Genomic DNA, 15,772 nt, shown 5'->3' on the forward strand with positions numbered 1-15,772 from the left:
GCTTGTTGCACTGAGGTTATGCGTCCCGGCTGAGCGCAGCCGGAGGAATGGGGCCACGCACCAGCAGCCAGTAGCCGATGACGGCAACCGCCGCCACGCCTGCGCCCACGAACAACGCGGGCTGGAACGAGTGCGACTGCTGCACGATAAAGCCCGTGATCACCGGCGCCAGCGCACCGCCGAAGTAGCCGCCGAAGTTCTGCATGGCGCCGATGGACGCGGTGCAGTTGGCGGGCGCCGCCACCGATGCCGTCGCCCAGGCCGCGCTGCTCGATACGTACAGCAGCAACATCGAGATCGAGATGAAGATGACGGCCATGGTTGCGCTGTGCGTGAGACCGGTCAGGACCGTGAACACCGCGACGCCGGCCAGCGAGGCCGCCATCGGATACTTGCGGCTGTTGATCGCGGATACGCCCCGGCGCGCAAGCACGTCGCAGATCTTCCCGCCGGAAAGGCTGCCCACCACGCCGAACAGATAGGGCACCGCCGCGATCCATCCGGACTTGGAGATGGTCAGGTGAAACTCCATTTGCAGGTAAGTCGGCAGCCACGCGTTATAGAGCCACAGCACGTAGATCGTGCCGAAGAACCCCAGCAACATGCCCCACGTCGTGCCGAACTCGAACAGGCGACGCCAGTCGCTCCAGGTCGGACGCGTCTGGGCTTCTCCTTCGACGTCGGTCAGATAAGCGCGCTCGCTGTGGGTCAGGTCCACTTGCCGCGGATCGCGATGCACGAGATAGAAGCACAGCGCCACGACCAAACCGGCGATCCCCATGATGCCAAACATCCAGCGCCATCCCACGGTCAGCATGACCACGGTGAGGAGCGGCGCGGAGATCGCGGTGCCGAGCGTCGATGAACTGTTCCAGATGCCGGTGGCCGCGCCGCGTTCCTTCTTGCCGAACCAGTCGCGCACGACCTTGGCGCTCGTCGGAAACTGCGGCGCCTCGCCGACGCCGAGCACCATGCGCGCAGCGAAGAACTGGCTGAAGCTGGTCACGACGCCGCCGAACGCCTGCGCCACCGACCACGTCGCGAGACTGACGGCGAGCATGACGCGCGCGCCGAAGCGATCGACCAGTGCGCCGGCCGGCAATTGTGCAAACGCATAGGCCCACAGAAAAGCGGACAGCAGCAAGCCCATCTCAGCGACGGACAATCCCAAATCCTGGCGAATCAGCGGATTGGCGATGGACAGGGTGGCGCGGTCGATGTAATTGATGACGCCGCTCAAAAGCAGCAGGGCCAGCGCGGTACGCTGGATGCGCTTGATCCGGGGTGAGGCCTGATCGCTGGAAGCGAGGTTCTGGACGCCGCCGGCGTCCGACTCCGGCACGCGCGGCGCCGTGGAGGATTGCTCCATGGGAAAGTCTCCTGGATGTTTTGTTCTAATCGGCGAGGCCGTTTTATCGATCCGCACGCGCGCATTGCGGCATTGGACTGACGCACAATAGGTCCGCGACCGTTAGAAATCCAATCAATATTCCTCGCGAAGCAATTCCATTTGTTTATCGCGAACTAGGGGCAAACCCGAGCGCGCCTGGCGCCCGGGTCCCAATGCAGGATCAGAGATTCTCGTCCAGCCAGGTCGTGCGTTGCTGGAGCCAGTTCTTCACATAGTCGATCTCGCCTTGATAAGAGCCGGTCACGACCGGATTCGGCCACACCGACTGGTCGAGAATGGGCCAGCGCTGGAAGTTGCGCGCCTCGCCTCCGCTCGATACGAGCGCCGCCGCGCTGGTATCGAAATACGCAGGCAAGGTATCGATCTGCGCGGCCTTCGCTGCCACCCATTTGGCCCGCACGCGCGTCTCGAAGGTGGGATCCACACTCTTCATGCGCGAGATCCACTTGTTGTCCGCGATCCACCATCCAAGCGGATACTGCGCGCCCGAATAGTTGACGTTGCCGGCGCCGATGTCGAAATCCCAAAGCGGACCAAATTTCAACTTGCCGCCGACATCCTTGTAGAGATAAATGCTCGCATAACCTTGCGCATCCTGGTTCTTGAACAGCTCATTGACGAGATACCAGTTGATCAGCGCGGTGACGTCGAAGTACTTTTCATAGCCGGAAGCGGCATCCGTGGCGGAATCCGAGAACAGCGCATCCTCGGCGGCCTGCACGTATTGCCTGATGTAGGCCGCCTGTGCATCCGACGCAGGCGACGGCGTATCGATACAGAGCGGCACACCATGCGTCGTGGTCCAGCACGAATCGCCATCCAGACGCTCGTTGATCTCCAGAATGAAGCCGGTATTCTCCGGAGCAACGGTGTTATCGGTGTCAGCGATATTGACGCGGTTCTTGTCCACGCGGACCGATTCAACCAGATCGTAGACACCCAGGTATTCGCCGTTCAACGTCACTTCGACAGGCAGATCACGCGGTGTCCAGTCCATGCCGAGCCGCTTGCCCAGCTCGAAGGCCGCGCGATTGCGCAACAAGGTCTTGTCGGAGTAGTTCGCCAGCAGGACCCAGTTCTTGTCCTTGGGCAAGCCGAGCAAGCCGGCCTTCTCGTCGAGCTTGATCTTGTACGGCTTCTTCGGCATGTCCCAGGTGCTATGGCCGCGTCCGCGAATGGAGGCCCGCCCTGAATAGACATAGTTGCTGTCGGTTTGCGCGATGCTGATCGTCGCGCCGACATAGTTCACTTTGTCGGCGATGGGTGCGGCGCCGTCTGTCGTGATGCTTACCTTGGCAGGCAGCAGGATGTTGCCGATGACGACCGGCGTGGACGCGCCGTTGTCCGACGTGGCCGGGGTTGAAGCGCCGGTATCAGTGCCTGCGCCTGGAGTCGTACCGCTATCGGCAGGCGGTGTCGACGATCCGGAGTCGTTCGCCTGCGGATTGTCATCCGGCGCAGTGCTGCCGCCTTGAGCAGGTGCCGACGCTTCCGGCGTTGCACTCGCTGAGCTCGTCGGTGATCCGCTTGCGCTGGTTGCAGGAGTCGATGAACCATCGCTGCCGCCTCCGCCCCCGCAGGCAACGAGAAGAACCGACAAGAGCATGGATGCAAGCGTCGACGACGACAGAGGCTTGCGCGTTTTGGTCTGTGTGCCCGGTAACATTTCCAGCATGATTCTCCAAACCGTCCTTGTTATTCAAAGCTATGAGATGACGAAAGATCGCCTCAATAGCGCGTTGATGACAGTTTGATGACTATAGGGAAACGTTCGGAGTGTTACTGGAAGGTTACTGAACTATTACATTTGAATCGTCATTTACCGAGCAATAGCATTGCCGTTCGCGATGCGGGAAAAGTTACGAACCGAAGAAGTTATCAGCGCTTGCCAGAAGCCCTCCCGCGTGACACCGGAAGCCTGACGCCGCGCATCAGCGCCGCAAGCGTGAGCTTTTCGAAGCGCGCCAGCATGACCGCTTCGGCGTCGCGCAGGGTGGCCGAGAGATGCGCATTCACGGCCTGTTCGACGAGACATTCCGGATGATCTTCGGAGACCAGATCGGAGAACAGAGGCGGCTCGCCCACCGCCCGGTAAACATCCAGCAGCGTGATCTTTTCGAGCGGTTGCGCCAGCGCCCACCCTCCGCCATGCCCCTTCTCCGAAGCAACCAGACCGCTGTCCCGCAGCCCGCCGAACAAGCGTCTGACCACCACCGCATTCGTGCCGAGCATTTCGCCGAGTGCTTCGGAGGTCAATGGTCCATCCGCCTGCTTCAGGTGAATCAATGCATGCAGGACGCGTGACAGGCGGCTATCGGTTCTCATGTCGGACGATCATCTCACGAAACTTTTGAAGTTGCATGAAAGTGTAGCATGCGGCTATCATGAAACTCGTGAAGTTACTTGAGAGGACATCAGATGGAAACGCACTTCGATGTGATCGTGATCGGCGGGAGCTTTGCGGGACTCTCGGCGGCGATGCAGCTGGCGCGTGCCAGACGGCGCGTGCTGGTGCTGGACGGAGGGCGGCCGCGCAACCGCTTCGCGCCGCATTCGCACGGCTTCTTCGGACAGGATGGCAAGACGCCGGCCGATATCATCCGCGACGCAAGGTCACAATTGCTGGCCTACCCGACTGCGCGAGTCGCGATCACCGAAGCGCTCACTGCCGAACACGAAGCCGGACGTTTCGTGGTGACGTGTGCGGATGGAACTTCGTCGAGCGCGGACCGCCTGATTCTGGCTACCGGCATGCGCGATGACCTGCCTGCCCTGCCGGGACTCGAAGCACGCTGGGGACATTCGGTGCTGCATTGTCCGTATTGCCATGGCTACGAAGTCGCGGACAAGCAGCTGGGCGTGCTGGCGACGCACCCGCTTTCATTCCATCAGGCGATGCTGGTTCCCGACTGGGGACCGACGACATGGTTCACGCAAGGCATCGTCGAACCGACAGCCGACGAAACTGCATTGCTCGAAGCTCGTCATGTGCGGATAGAACCGTCGCGCGTCGTCGAGGTGCTGGGCAATGCGCCGGAGATGACCGGAGTGCGTCTCGCCGATGGTCGCGTCGTCGGCATCGATGCGCTCTTCGTGGCGCCCCGGACGCACCAGGCAAGCCCGCTCGCGCAGCAACTCGGATGCGCGCTCAAGGACGGCGCGCTCGGGCCGTTCCTCGTCGTCGACGACGGCAAGCAGACGAGCGTCCCGGGCGTCTTCGCCGCAGGCGATGCAGCGACGGAGTGGGCCAACGCAACGTTCGCCTCGGCCGCCGGCGTGACGGCGGGCGTCGCCGCGCATCGATCGCTCATCTTCGGGTTGTAGGCCGCAGGCGGACCATCAAAGATCGGTTGCCACGATCAGCAGCACTTCGGCCACCGCCGCACCCACCGAGCGAATCCGGTGCGGAATCTGTGCATTGAAGTAGATGGAGTCGCCCGTCGCGAGCTCGACCTTGTGCGTGGCGAACTCCATTTCAATCTTGCCGCGATGCACGAAGAGAAACTCCTCGCCTTCGTGCTCCTTGAACGGTTCACGCGGTCGAGAAAGCTCACGAAATACAGCAGCATGACGAGCGGAATGATGCGCCACATCAGCTTGCGCGATACGCGCGCTTCGATGTCGTTCTGCATGTGTCTCCTCCGGACGAGGCGGCGCCGTGCCCTCGCGGAGCCGGCGCTCGAAATAAGATTGTCAGGCCGCGGCCGCGACTTTCTGAAGCAGTGCGCAGACCGCTTCGGTGACTTGCGCGGTGGCCGCCTCGTGCCCGTGCTGACCGACTACGAAACGCCCAACGCCGATATCTACGCGGTCTACCTGCAACGTCACCAGATGTCGACGCGGATTCGCGCGTTCGTCGACTTCATGGCACGCACGTTTCAGGACGACGGAGGCGCTTAGCGGTCTTCCGCGCCGGGCACCACGGCGATCGCCTCGATCTCGATCATCGCCTCGGGCGTGTAGAGCGCGCGGATCTCGGCGATGGTATCGGCGGGATAAGGCGCCGAAAAAAACTTGCGGCGCAGCGCGACGACGTCTTCGAAGTGTCCCATGTCGGTCACGAAGATCGTCACCTTGACCACATCATGCAGGCTCGCACCGCCGGCTTCGAGCGCGCGCCGCAAGTTGGCGAAGGCCTGTTCGCCCTGCGCCATGAAGCCGCCCGTCACGATCTGCCCGTCCTCGTCCGCGCCGGCCTGGCCGGAGATGAACAGCCAGCCGTTGGCCTTGATGCCCTGCGACAGCAGGAAGGGCTCATAGGGATCGGGACGGGTGATGACGCGTTCGCGCATGATTGAGTTCCTTTCATGTATATCGGCGGCGGAAGTGTCGCCGACAAGAAGACGATACTCATGCGATACACGCCTGACAAAGGACGAATAGTCAGCTGTAAGATGAGCCGATCTCATCTATCCCGAGCCTACCGAAGCGCCCATGCACCGACATTCCCTGCCGCTCTCAGCGCTTCGCGCGTTCGAAGCCGCCGCTCGCCTCGGCAGCTTCAAGGCCGCCGCCGACGAACTCGCCGTCACGCCGACGGCCATCAGTCATCAGATCCGGGGCCTGGAGCAGCAGATCGGCGCGTCGCTGTTCAGCCGTCAGGTGCGCCGGGTGACGCTGACCGATGCGGGCGCGCAGCTTTATCCGGTCTTGCGCGACGGTTTCGACGCTTTCCAGGCGGCGCTCGCCCGGCTGACGCAGCTGCGTCAGCGGCCGCGCGTGGTCATCTCGGCGACGAACGCGTTCACCGTGAAATGGCTCGTCCCGCGCATGACGCGGTTTCGCGACAGCCTGCCGGGCATCGACCTGCAATTGCAGGCTTCGGATGAACCCGTGGATCTGCGCTCGACCGCCATCGACATCGCGATTCGTTACGGACGCGGCCCCTATCCGGGCCTCATCACCGAAGCGCTGTTCGCGGACTGGTTCGCGCCGGTGGCCAATCCGCGTCTCGGCGTGCGTTCAGTCGATGATCTCGCGCGCTGGCCGCTGATCTGCTTCGACTGGCATCGCTCCGATCCGCGCAATCCCACCTGGGAGCGCTGGTTTGCCGAGGCGGGTCTGGCGGTGTCGAAATCGGCGGGCGAGTTGCGCTTCTCGGACGAAGGCCACGCGATTCAGGCAGCCGTGGCCGGTCAGGGCATCGCGCTGGTCAGCCAGGCGCTGGTTGCGGAAGAACTGGCTTCCGGCCATCTGCATCAGCCGTTCGGACCGGGCATCGACGGCCATACGTACCATCTGGCCGTCTCCAGCGAACGGACGCTGTCCGCGAGCGCGCAGGCCGTGCTCGACTGGCTGAAGGGGCAGTCCGTGGCGGACGGCGGCCCGCCGCCGCTTGCCGTCACCCCCGCAGGATCACCGTGAACTTCGCGCCCCGCTTCGGCGCAGCTTCACCGATCTCGATCATCCCGCCATGCGCCCGCACGATCTCCCGCGCGATGGCGAGTCCGAGTCCGCTGCCCTCTTCCTCCGACGCCCGGAAAAACGGCTCGAACACCCGCTCGCGCAGTTCCGCCGGAATGCCCGGACCTTCGTCGAGGACGCATACAAACACCGCATCGTCCACGCGCCGCGCTTCGACCGTGACGCGCGTGCCGTCGGGCGAATAGCGGATCGCGTTATCGACAAGATTGGAAAGCGCCGCCGACAGCAACGGCTCGCTGCCTCTGACGACGAGCGCGGCGTCCTCGAAGGACACGGCCAGTTCTATGTCGCGACGGCTCGCCGCCAGCGCCAGCTTCTCCACCGCGCGCGCGATCACGTCCTTCAGGTCGACGGACTCTCGCTCGAACCGCGTGTAATCGGCCGACTCGGCCTGCGCCAGCATCAGCAACTGATTGATCAGCGCGACCATCGCGCGATTGCTGTGATGCATGGCCGCGAGCGTCTCGCGCACTTCGTCGAGATTGTGCTGACGGCGCGCGTACTGAAGCTGCGAGCCGAGCAGCGTGAGCGGCGTGCGAATCTGATGCGCGGCGTCGGCGATGAAGCGCCGCTGCGTCGCGCTCTGCTGCTCGATGACATCGAGCGACGCGTTGAAGGCTGCGACCAGCGGCTGCAACTCGGCGTGCAGATCGGTGGCGTCGATGCGGTTGCGGCCCTGCCGGGGACGCGCGGTGAGCGCGGCGGCGAGCCGTTCCAGCGGCCTCAGTTCCAGCGCGAGACCCGCGCAGATCAGCGCCATCGCCACGGCGATGCTGCCGAGGATATAGGCGAGCTGCGGCTTCCACAGCGAGGCGACGAGCGCGTCGCGCGCCGCCTGCGTGCGTCCCACGGAGACGACCACCTCGACGGTGCGTCCCGCGTCGAACATCGGCCGCGTCAGCGACACCGCGCGCACCGGCAGTCCGGATACGCGCGCGTCGTACCACTGCGGCAGGCCGGCGAGCGGCAGGCCCGGAAAATCGGACGTGCCCGCGATCACCGCGCCGCCTGCAATCTGCACGCGATAGAACACCTGATCGCCCTCCGGCGTGCCGACGATCTGGATCGTGCTCGGCGACACCGACGCCACCAGGTCGTCGCCGCTCCAGCGCACATCGGCGGCGAGCACGCGGGCGGCGGCCAGCAGCGCCGCGTCCTGCAGCAGGTCGGCGGTGCGGCGCGCGTTGGCATGCGTGATCCAGGCCGCGATCAGGCCGAAGGCCGTCATCGGCACGATGAGCCAGAGCAGCAGCCGCGTGCGCAGGCTACGCGTGCGGCTCTTCATGTTCCAGCAGATAGCCGAGCCCGCGCAGCGTGATGATCGCCGCCGTGCTCTTCTCGATCTTCTTCCTGAGCCGCGAGATATAGATTTCGATGGCATCGCCGCTCGGCGGCGCATCGCGGTCGTCCACCGCTTCCGCCAGCACCGCCTTCGATACCGTGCGCCCGGCCTGCAGGATCAGCGCTTCGAGCACCGCGTGCTCGCGCGGCGTGAGGGAGAGCGCGTCGTCGTCGACGAAGAACTGGCGGCGGTCCATGTCGTACAGCAGCGTGCCGCAGCGCAGGCGGTTCGAGCGCACCGGCGCGTGACGCCGCGCCAGTGCCTTGATGCGCGCGACCAGTTCGCGGTCATCGAAGGGCTTGACGACGTAATCATCCGCGCCGTCGCTCAGGCAGATGACCTTCTCGCCGATATCGCCCGTGGCCGTCAGCACCAGCACGGGCGTGTCGTTGGCGCCGTCGCGCATGCGCCGCAGCACCGCCTTGCCCGACATCCCCGGCAGGTTGAGGTCCAGCAGCACGACGTCGTAGCGCGTGCCGGCGAGCGACGCCTCGGCCGCTTCGCCGTCCGGCGCGTGCTCGACGAGAAAGCCCTCGTCGGTCAGGGTTCTCGCGAGCCAGTGCGCCAGTTGATGATTGTCTTCGATCAGCAGCAGTTTCATTGCTCGGTCACGCCGTGCCACCTGTAGCCGTTGCGGGCCTCGCGCGAGCGGTACAGCACCAGCGTCGCCACCGCGCCGCACACGGCCGCCACGGCCATCCACGCGCCGGGCGCGGCCTTGTCGCCGGTGAAGTGAATCAGCGAGGTCGAGATGGCCGGCGTAAAGCCGCCCACCAGCGTGGCGAGGCTATAGGCCATCGAGAAACCGGTCGTGCGCACGTGCGCCGGCATCAGCTCGGTGAGCGCGACCACCATCGCACCGTTGTACCACGCATAGAGCACCGAGAGCCACAGTTCCACCGCCAGCAGCCGCTCGAACGAAGGCGCCGCGACCAGCCATTGCATCGCCGGATAGGCCGTGAGGATGGTCAGCACGGTGAAGAGCAGGAGGATGGGACGGCGTCCGAAACGGTCCGACACCGCGCCCGACACCGGCAGCCAGATGAGGTTCGAGAGACCCACGCAGACGGTCACGATGAGCGAATCCATCGACGACAGATGCAGCACGTTCTTGCCGAAGGTCGGCGTGTAGGTGGTGATCAGATAGAACGATGCCGTGGTCATGATGACGAGCCCCATGCCGCCGAGAATCAAGCCGGCGTTCTGCACCATCGACTTCATGATCTCGCTCATCGACGGATGATGCTTGCGGGCCGCGAACTCATCGGTCTCGCGCAGCGTGCGGCGGATCAGGAACAGGAACGGCACGATCAGGCAGCCGATCAGGAACGGGATGCGCCAGCCCCAGGCGTTGACGTCGGCGGGCGGCAGGGTCTGGTTGAGCAGCACGCCCAGCGATGCCGCGAAGATCACCGCGACCTGCTGGCTGCCCGACTGCCACGAGCAAAAGAAGCCGCGCCGGCCGGGCGTCGCGATCTCGGCGAGATAGACCGAGACGCCGCCCAGCTCCACGCCCGCCGAGAAACCTTGCAGCAGGCGCCCCAACAGCACGACCACCGGCGCCGCGATGCCGATGGCCGCATAACCCGGCACGAGCGCCACGCACGCGGTGCCGACCGCCATCAGCGAGAGCGACAGGATCAGCCCCTTGCGGCGTCCGTGCCGGTCCACATAGGCGCCGAGCACGAGCGCGCCGATCGGGCGCATCACGAAGCCCGCGCCGAACACCGACAGCGCGAGCAGCAGCGAGACGAATTCGTTCTCGGCCGGAAAGAAGGTATGCGCGATGGCGCTCGCGTAATACGCGTAGACGGTGAAGTCGTACATCTCCAGGAAATTGCCGCTGACCACGCGAAAGACGGAGCGGAACGGCGATTCGGAGCGATTCGGAATATCGGTTTTCATCAGCATCCTCGGATAGCGAAAGGACGAGTTGGGGCACCGGCGACGCTTGAGCGTCGCCGGATGAATTGGGAAAAGTTGAAGCCTAGGCGATCGCCATCACGGCCTTGCCGGACTGACGCCGCTCTTCGAGCGCCGCATGCGCCAGTTCGACGTCGTCCAGCGTGTAGCGGCCGTTGATCTCCACACGCAGCGCGCCTTGCTGGATGGCGGCGAAGACATCGTCGGCGCGGCGCTGCACAGTCGCGGCATCGGCGAGATGGTCGGCGAGTCGCGGGCGCGTCAGGAACAGCGAACCCGCTTCGCCGAGTTCATACGGATCGAGATCGCGCATCGGGCCTGTCACCGAACCGTAGTTCACCACCAGCCCGCGCACGCGCGTCGCGCGGAAGCTGTCGCGCAAGGTCGTCCTGCCGACGGCATCGAACACCACGTCGACGCCGCGTCCATCGGTCAGTTCGCGCACCCGGTCCGCAAAGCCGCCGTGCTCGTAGAGCAGCACGTGATCGGCGCCGCGCTCGCGGGCGATGGCGGCCTTGTCGGCGGTGCTGGTCGTCGCGAACACCTGCACGCCGCGCCGCTTCGCCAGTTGCACGAGCAACTGTCCGATGCCGCCCGACGCCGCATGTACGAGGCAGGTCATGCCGGCTTGAAGTTGCGCGACATCGTCGAGCAGATAGTGCGCCGTGGAACCCTGGAAGATCGCGGCGGCGGCCACGTCGTAGGCGATGCCGTCCGGCAGGCGCGCAAGACGTGCCGCCGGAATCACCGCGTAGTCCGCATACGCGCCCCACGCGATGCACCACGCCACCCGGTCGCCCGGACGGCACGACGTGACGCCCGCGCCGCATTCCACCACCTCGCCCGCGCCTTCCATGCCGAGCGTGCACGGCAGGCGCACGGGATAGGTGCGCGAATCACGATACTTGCCCTGGCGCGTATGGACATCCATGAAGTTGATGCCCGCCGCGACGACGCGCACCAGAACCTCGCCCGGCCCCGGCTTCGGCACCTCGATCTCGACGCGGCTCAGGACCTCCGGACCGCCGTACTCGTGAATCTGAATCGCTCGCATGAGCGTGTCTCCGTTGTGATGTGGAATCGCGTTACTGCGCGGCAGCGACGAAGCGGTCGGTCCACGTGCGCGCGAGATCGACGTGCCGCGCCGATACTTCGGCATCGGCTTCGGCCAGGATCGCGAGCACGGTCGCGGGGGCGTCGGCGGGCATGCGTCCGTCGGTCGAGAAAGCCGGTTTCATGACCGCCAGCGCCTGCCGGTAGATGACCGGGTTGTCGCCCTTCAGCGCCGCCGGCATCGCGGCCGCGATGTCCTGCTCACTGCGCGTCTGGATGAAGCGCAGCGCGGCCAGCATCGCGCGCACCAGACGCGCCGTTTCATCCGGATGGGCGTCGATCCATTCGCGGCGCATGTAGAGACACGCGCCCACGTAGGAACCGCCCAGTTGCGCGCGCGAGTCGGCGATGCTGCGCAAGTCCACCAGCGGCCGCGCCACGCCGCGCGACAGAAGACGCGTGGCGGTGGGTTCCTCGGTCATGGCGGCATCGACTTCACCCGACACGAGCGCCCGCTCGAACGCCGCTTCGGTCGCGAGCGGCACCACGGTATAGGCGCCGGCCGGCACGCCCGCGCGGGCCGCCAGATAGCGCGTGAGGAAATCAGTCGATGAGCCGAAACCGGTCACGCCAAGCTTGCGGCCTCTGGCATCGGCCATGGTGCGCATGGCGCTCGCGCTGCGCGTCAGTTCGATCAGGCCCGCCGAGCGCCCCAGCACGATCACCGACTGCACGTCCATGCCACGGCTTTGCAGACCGATCGTATGGTCGTAGAAACCGACCGCGCCCTGAATGGCGCCGGCGACGAGTTCGGTGGACGTGTCGATGCCCGCCGGCGACGACAGCACGCGCACGTCGAGTCCTTCGCGACGGAAGTAGCCGAGCTGGTCGGCGAGCATGACCGGCAGATAGATCAGCTTGGCGACGCCGCCCGTCATCAGCCGGATGGGCTCCGCGCGCGCCGCCTGCGCCGCGCACAGCGCGCTTGCCAAGGCAACGCAGACCAGCCAGCGGACGAGCAATCGTGCTCGGAACGGCATTGAGAAAGTCTCCTGAACAGCTTCAAGGCGCTTGTTGAAACAATCGCCTGCAATGTCAGGAAGTATAAGAAACCGTGCCCTTCTGAAAGCTTTCCGCCGGGCAGGCGTTTTCTCCGTAGTTTCCCGACTCCAGTCAGCGCTGCCCGTCAGCGTTTGTCGTTCAGCTTGCGCCACAGCGTGGTCTTGCTGATGCCGAGCGCCCGGCACGCCGCATCGCGATCGCCGCCGTATTCGTTCAGCGTGGCGCGAACCTGATCCGCCTCCGCCGTGCGGCTCATCTGGCGCAGACCGCGGTTGGCGTCCGCGTCCTGCGCCGTATCGAAGACTTCGGGCGCGAAGGCCGCGAAATCGTCCAGCGACAGCTTCGGCTCGCGCCCGCTCCGCCCCGGCAGATGCGCCATCTCCACGGCGACACGTTCGATCACGTTCTGCAGTTCGCGCACGTTGCCCGGCCAGCGATAGGCGCCCAGCGCCGCCTGCAAGGGCGCAAGCGCCTTGCCGACCGCATCGCGATCCGGCAGCCGCCTGCCGAGCGTTTCATCGCGGCTTGCTGCCTGCGCGAGCAGTTCGACGGCAAGCGGCGCGATATCGCCGGGTCGCGCGCGCAGCGGCGGCAACGCGATGCTCAGGATGTTGATGCGGTAAAACAGATCGGCGCGGAACGAGCCGTCCTGCACGGCCTGCGCCAGCGGCCGATGCGTCGCGGCGATCACGCGGATATCCACGCGCGTCGGTTCGGTCGAGCCGAGCCGCACGACTTCCCGTTCCTGCAACACGCGCAGCAGCCGGCTTTGCAGCGACGACGGCATCTCGCCGATTTCATCGAGAAACAGCGTGCCGCGATGCGCCGCTTCGATCAGCCCCGCCCGGCCGCCCTTGCGCGCGCCGGTGAACGCGCCTTCCTCATAACCGAACAGTTCGCTTTCCAGCAAGGCTTCCGGAAACGCGCCGCAGTTGATCGCGACGAACGGAAAGTCCTTGCGGCGGCTCATCTGATGCATGCTCTGCGCGACCATTTCCTTGCCGGTGCCGCTTTCGCCGAGGATCAGCAGCGTGGCGTCGGACGTGGCGTACTTGCGCACCAGCGTCTTCACCCGCTGCATGACGTCCGACTCGCCGACGATCGCCTCCAGCCGGTAGCGTGCGACGAATTCCTGTGCGCCCTGCCGCGCGCGCAGGGTCCGGTCCAGCCGCTCGACGGCGCGCGATTCCTGGAACGTGAACAGCGTGCCGCCGGTGGCGCCGTCCGCGCCGAGCGGCCCGCGATGGATCGCGTAGCTGACGCCGCGCACATGGCCGACGACATCCTCGCCGTCCGCGGGCAGGATGCCGTCGAGCGCCGGCGCCACGTCGAGCAGCGCACGGCCGGCGACGCGGGCGGCATCGGGCAGGCCGAGCGCATCGAGCAGGCGGCGATTGATCGCTTCGATGCGGCCCTCGGCATCGACCGCCACGACGCCGTCGCGCAGATGTTGCAGCAGGTTGTCGAGCCGCGCGCGCCGCCCGGCTTCGCGACGCATCGCCTGCGCGACTTCCAGCGCGGTCTCCAGCGCCGAGGCAACCGACGTGCGCGAATAGAGAAACACCGACTGCATGCCGGCACGGGCGGCGAGATCGGTCACGAGGCCCGGGCCCACGACCACGTCGATACCGCGGTCGCGCAGATCGAGCACGAGATGCTCCGCGTCCTGCGCCGAGCGATACGACTCGCAGGCCACGTCGATGGCATACGCGGCGAGAAAGCGGCGAATCTCCGGCGGCGTCTCGCCGTGCGTGACGAGCGCCATGCGGGCGTCCTCGCGGCGCGCCTTGGCGAGCGCCTGCATCACGTCGAAGCCGGTCGGGCTGACGATCACCACCGGCACCGACACGCGCGTCTTCAGATACGCGCCGTTCGAACCGCCCGCGACGATGACATCGGGCCGCTCGCCGGTTTCGGACTCGATGCGCGTGACGGCGTCTTCGTAGCCGAGCGGGATGGCGTCGAGATCGGCGCGGTCGGCGTATTCCTCGCCGACGTCCATGAACAGGTCGCGCAGCCGGCTGATGCCGACCGCCCAGATGCGGGGGCGTGAGGCGGTTTCGGGTTTCATGTTGGGCTGTTTCTTCTGAAACCCTTAGCCTAACCCACGCGTTCCCATTCCGAAACACGAATTTCATTCCTGAAATCATCGAGCGTGCGAGGCAGGCAGCCAAGTTCAGGCAAATCAACGGCTTACACCGCCCGCCCCACATGGCAGGGATTTTGCAAACGATCGGAGCCTTCCAAGGAGACATCAACTTGAATTCAACTTCGCCACTCGAACAGACTGCCGGCGCGCGCTTCCGCCAGGCCGTCCAGGACGAATCCCCCTTGCAGGTCGTCGGCGCCATTACCGCCTATGCGGCGAAGATGGCCGAGGCCGTCGGCTTCAAGGCGCTGTATCTGTCGGGCGGCGGCGTCGCCGCGAACTCGCTCGGCATGCCGGATCTCGGCATCAGCACCATGGAAGACGTGCTGACCGACGCGCGGCGCATCACGGATGCATCGTCGCTGCCGCTGATGGTCGATATCGATACGGGCTGGGGCGGCGCGTTCAACATCGCGCGCACGGTCCGCTCGTTCATCAAGGCCGGTGTGGCGGCCGTGCACATGGAGGATCAGGTCGGACAGAAGCGCTGCGGCCATCGTCCGGGCAAGGAAGTCGTCTCGAAGGGCGAGATGGTGGATCGCGTCAAGGCGGCCGTCGATGCCCGCACCGACGCCTCCTTCGTCATCATGGCGCGCACGGATGCGGCGGCTGTCGAAGGCATCGATGCCGCGATCGAGCGCGCGGTCGCTTATGTCGAAGCCGGCGCGGACATGATTTTCCCGGAGGCGATGAAGACGCTCGACGACTACCGGCGCTTCAAGGCGGCGGTGCAGGTGCCGATCCTCGCGAACCTGACCGAGTTCGGTTCGACGCCCTTCTTCACCGTCGATGAACTGAAGGACGCGAATGTCGATATCGCGCTGTACTGCTGCGGCGCATATCGCGCGATGAACGCGGCGGCGCTGAACTTTTATGAAACCGTGCGGCGCGACGGCACGCAGAAGGCCGCCGTCGACACCATGCAATCGCGCGCGGACCTGTACAAGTACCTCGGCTATCACGCCTACGAAGACAAGCTCGACCAGCTGTTTTCCGCCCAGAAATAACGCACCCAGGAGACGAACACATGAGCGAAGCAGACAACAGCACCGCCACGGGCGGTTTCAAGCCGAAGAAGTCCGTTGCGCTGTCCGGCGTGACGGCGGGCAATACCGCGTTGTGCACGGTCGGCCGCACTGGCAACGATCTGCACTATCGCGGCTACGACATTCTCGATCTCGCCAACACGTCCGAGTTCGAAGAGATCGCCTATCTGCTCGTGCACGGCAAGTTGCCGAACGCCGCTGAACTCAAGGCTTACAAGACCAAGCTCAAGGCCATGCGCGGCCTGCCCGCGAACCTCAAGGCCGCGCTCGAATGGATTCCCGCTTCGGCGCATCCGATGGACGTCATGCGCACCGGCGTCTCCGTGCTCGGCACGATCCTGCCCGAGAAGGACGATCACAAC

The 15,772-nt window shown here is 65.3% G+C and carries 15 protein-coding genes and 1 pseudogene; 5 read left to right on the forward strand and 11 right to left on the reverse strand.

From position 1 onward, the window contains the following. Positions 1 to 16: 16 nt before the first annotated feature. The 3 genes from QCE69_RS10690 to QCE69_RS10700 form a co-directional block, all read right to left on the reverse strand. On the reverse strand, positions 17 to 1,369 hold the full coding sequence (locus tag QCE69_RS10690; RefSeq protein ID WP_309917823.1) for an MFS transporter: 1,353 nt from the start codon (positions 1,367 to 1,369) through the stop codon (positions 17 to 19). Between the two features lie 202 nt (positions 1,370 to 1,571). Continuing rightward, positions 1,572 to 3,086 (reverse strand): CotH kinase family protein, encoded by a 1,515-nt coding sequence (locus tag QCE69_RS10695; RefSeq protein ID WP_309917826.1) that lies wholly within the window; start codon positions 3,084 to 3,086, stop codon positions 1,572 to 1,574. A gap of 203 nt (positions 3,087 to 3,289) precedes the next feature. Next, positions 3,290 to 3,736, reverse strand: coding sequence for an Rrf2 family transcriptional regulator (locus QCE69_RS10700; RefSeq protein WP_309917829.1), 447 nt, complete (start codon positions 3,734 to 3,736; stop codon positions 3,290 to 3,292). Between the two features lie 93 nt (positions 3,737 to 3,829). Between QCE69_RS10700 and QCE69_RS10705 the strand changes: the two genes are divergently transcribed. Continuing rightward, positions 3,830 to 4,735 (forward strand): NAD(P)/FAD-dependent oxidoreductase, encoded by a 906-nt coding sequence (locus QCE69_RS10705; protein ID WP_309930634.1) that lies wholly within the window; start codon positions 3,830 to 3,832, stop codon positions 4,733 to 4,735. Between the two features lie 15 nt (positions 4,736 to 4,750). Here the strand turns inward: QCE69_RS10705 and QCE69_RS10710 are convergent, their stop codons facing one another. Continuing rightward, positions 4,751 to 4,906, reverse strand: a complete 156-nt coding sequence (locus tag QCE69_RS10710) for a cupin domain-containing protein (protein ID WP_409021179.1) — start codon at positions 4,904 to 4,906, stop codon at positions 4,751 to 4,753. Between the two features lie 249 nt (positions 4,907 to 5,155). Here QCE69_RS10710 and QCE69_RS10715 point away from each other — a divergent pair. Beyond that, positions 5,156 to 5,311, forward strand: a pseudogene (locus QCE69_RS10715) (LysR family transcriptional regulator); the annotation flags it as partial. Here QCE69_RS10715 and QCE69_RS10720 read toward each other — a convergent pair. Next, entirely contained in the window at positions 5,308 to 5,703 is a 396-nt protein-coding gene (locus tag QCE69_RS10720; protein WP_309917836.1) for a RidA family protein, read from the reverse strand. The pseudogene QCE69_RS10715 and the gene QCE69_RS10720 sit on opposite strands and share 4 nt — an antisense overlap. A 142-nt stretch (positions 5,704 to 5,845) precedes the next feature. On the opposite strand from QCE69_RS10720, the gene QCE69_RS10725 reads away from it, so the two are divergent. After that, positions 5,846 to 6,775: a LysR substrate-binding domain-containing protein gene (locus QCE69_RS10725; protein WP_309930636.1), complete on the forward strand. Its 930-nt coding sequence runs from the start codon at positions 5,846 to 5,848 to the stop codon at positions 6,773 to 6,775. Here the strand turns inward: QCE69_RS10725 and QCE69_RS10730 are convergent. The 6 genes from QCE69_RS10730 to prpR all read right to left on the reverse strand — a co-directional run bounded on the left by QCE69_RS10730 (position 6,753) and on the right by prpR (position 14,286). After that, the gene (locus tag QCE69_RS10730) at positions 6,753 to 8,120 is read right to left on the reverse strand and encodes a sensor histidine kinase (RefSeq protein WP_309930637.1); all 1,368 of its coding nucleotides are present in this window, start codon (positions 8,118 to 8,120) and stop codon (positions 6,753 to 6,755) included. The two genes, QCE69_RS10725 and QCE69_RS10730, sit on opposite strands and share 23 nt — an antisense overlap. Beyond that, positions 8,101 to 8,778 (reverse strand): response regulator transcription factor, encoded by a 678-nt coding sequence (locus QCE69_RS10735; RefSeq protein WP_309812846.1) that lies wholly within the window; start codon positions 8,776 to 8,778, stop codon positions 8,101 to 8,103. Before QCE69_RS10735 ends, QCE69_RS10730 begins: the two co-directional genes overlap by 20 nt. Further along, entirely contained in the window at positions 8,775 to 10,082 is a 1,308-nt protein-coding gene (locus QCE69_RS10740; RefSeq protein ID WP_309930639.1) for an MFS transporter, read from the reverse strand. Before QCE69_RS10740 ends, QCE69_RS10735 begins: the two co-directional genes overlap by 4 nt. A gap of 82 nt (positions 10,083 to 10,164) precedes the next feature. Then, complete coding sequence (locus QCE69_RS10745; protein WP_309917845.1) at positions 10,165 to 11,154, reverse strand: quinone oxidoreductase; 990 nt, start codon at positions 11,152 to 11,154, stop codon at positions 10,165 to 10,167. A 31-nt stretch (positions 11,155 to 11,185) separates the two neighbouring features. Further along, a complete protein-coding gene (locus tag QCE69_RS10750; RefSeq protein WP_309930641.1) occupies positions 11,186 to 12,193 on the reverse strand; it encodes an ABC transporter substrate-binding protein in 1,008 nt (335 codons plus the stop codon). Positions 12,194 to 12,339: 146 nt separating this feature from the next. Then, positions 12,340 to 14,286: a propionate catabolism operon regulatory protein PrpR gene (prpR, locus tag QCE69_RS10755; protein ID WP_309930643.1), complete on the reverse strand. Its 1,947-nt coding sequence runs from the start codon at positions 14,284 to 14,286 to the stop codon at positions 12,340 to 12,342. A gap of 188 nt (positions 14,287 to 14,474) precedes the next feature. Between prpR and prpB the strand changes: the two genes are divergently transcribed. Further along, positions 14,475 to 15,371 (forward strand): methylisocitrate lyase, encoded by an 897-nt coding sequence (gene prpB, locus QCE69_RS10760; RefSeq protein ID WP_309930644.1) that lies wholly within the window; start codon positions 14,475 to 14,477, stop codon positions 15,369 to 15,371. Positions 15,372 to 15,391: 20 nt separating this feature from the next. Next, a partial coding sequence (locus tag QCE69_RS10765; protein WP_309930645.1) for a citrate/2-methylcitrate synthase occupies positions 15,392 to 15,772 on the forward strand: 381 nt, incomplete at its 3' end.

This window comes from Caballeronia sp. LZ032 (genome assembly GCF_031451315.1).
Classification (GTDB): Bacteria; Pseudomonadota; Gammaproteobacteria; order Burkholderiales; family Burkholderiaceae; genus Caballeronia.

Excerpts from the sequence above, each read along its gene's own strand:
- QCE69_RS10690 (WP_309917823.1), bottom strand. The coding sequence starts at position 1,369 with ATGGAGCAATCCTCCACGGCGCCGCGCGTGCCGGAGTCGGACGCCGGC.
- QCE69_RS10745 (WP_309917845.1), bottom strand. The coding sequence starts at position 11,154 with ATGCGAGCGATTCAGATTCACGAGTACGGCGGTCCGGAGGTCCTGAGC.
- QCE69_RS10730 (WP_309930637.1), bottom strand. The coding sequence starts at position 8,120 with ATGAAGAGCCGCACGCGTAGCCTGCGCACGCGGCTGCTGCTCTGGCTC.
- QCE69_RS10750 (WP_309930641.1), bottom strand. The coding sequence starts at position 12,193 with ATGCCGTTCCGAGCACGATTGCTCGTCCGCTGGCTGGTCTGCGTTGCC.
- prpR (WP_309930643.1), bottom strand. The coding sequence starts at position 14,286 with ATGAAACCCGAAACCGCCTCACGCCCCCGCATCTGGGCGGTCGGCATC.
- QCE69_RS10735 (WP_309812846.1), bottom strand. The coding sequence starts at position 8,778 with ATGAAACTGCTGCTGATCGAAGACAATCATCAACTGGCGCACTGGCTC.
- QCE69_RS10700 (WP_309917829.1), bottom strand. The coding sequence starts at position 3,736 with ATGAGAACCGATAGCCGCCTGTCACGCGTCCTGCATGCATTGATTCAC.
- QCE69_RS10705 (WP_309930634.1), top strand. The coding sequence starts at position 3,830 with ATGGAAACGCACTTCGATGTGATCGTGATCGGCGGGAGCTTTGCGGGA.
- QCE69_RS10720 (WP_309917836.1), bottom strand. The coding sequence starts at position 5,703 with ATGCGCGAACGCGTCATCACCCGTCCCGATCCCTATGAGCCCTTCCTG.
- QCE69_RS10725 (WP_309930636.1), top strand. The coding sequence starts at position 5,846 with ATGCACCGACATTCCCTGCCGCTCTCAGCGCTTCGCGCGTTCGAAGCC.
- QCE69_RS10695 (WP_309917826.1), bottom strand. The coding sequence starts at position 3,086 with ATGCTGGAAATGTTACCGGGCACACAGACCAAAACGCGCAAGCCTCTG.
- QCE69_RS10740 (WP_309930639.1), bottom strand. The coding sequence starts at position 10,082 with ATGAAAACCGATATTCCGAATCGCTCCGAATCGCCGTTCCGCTCCGTC.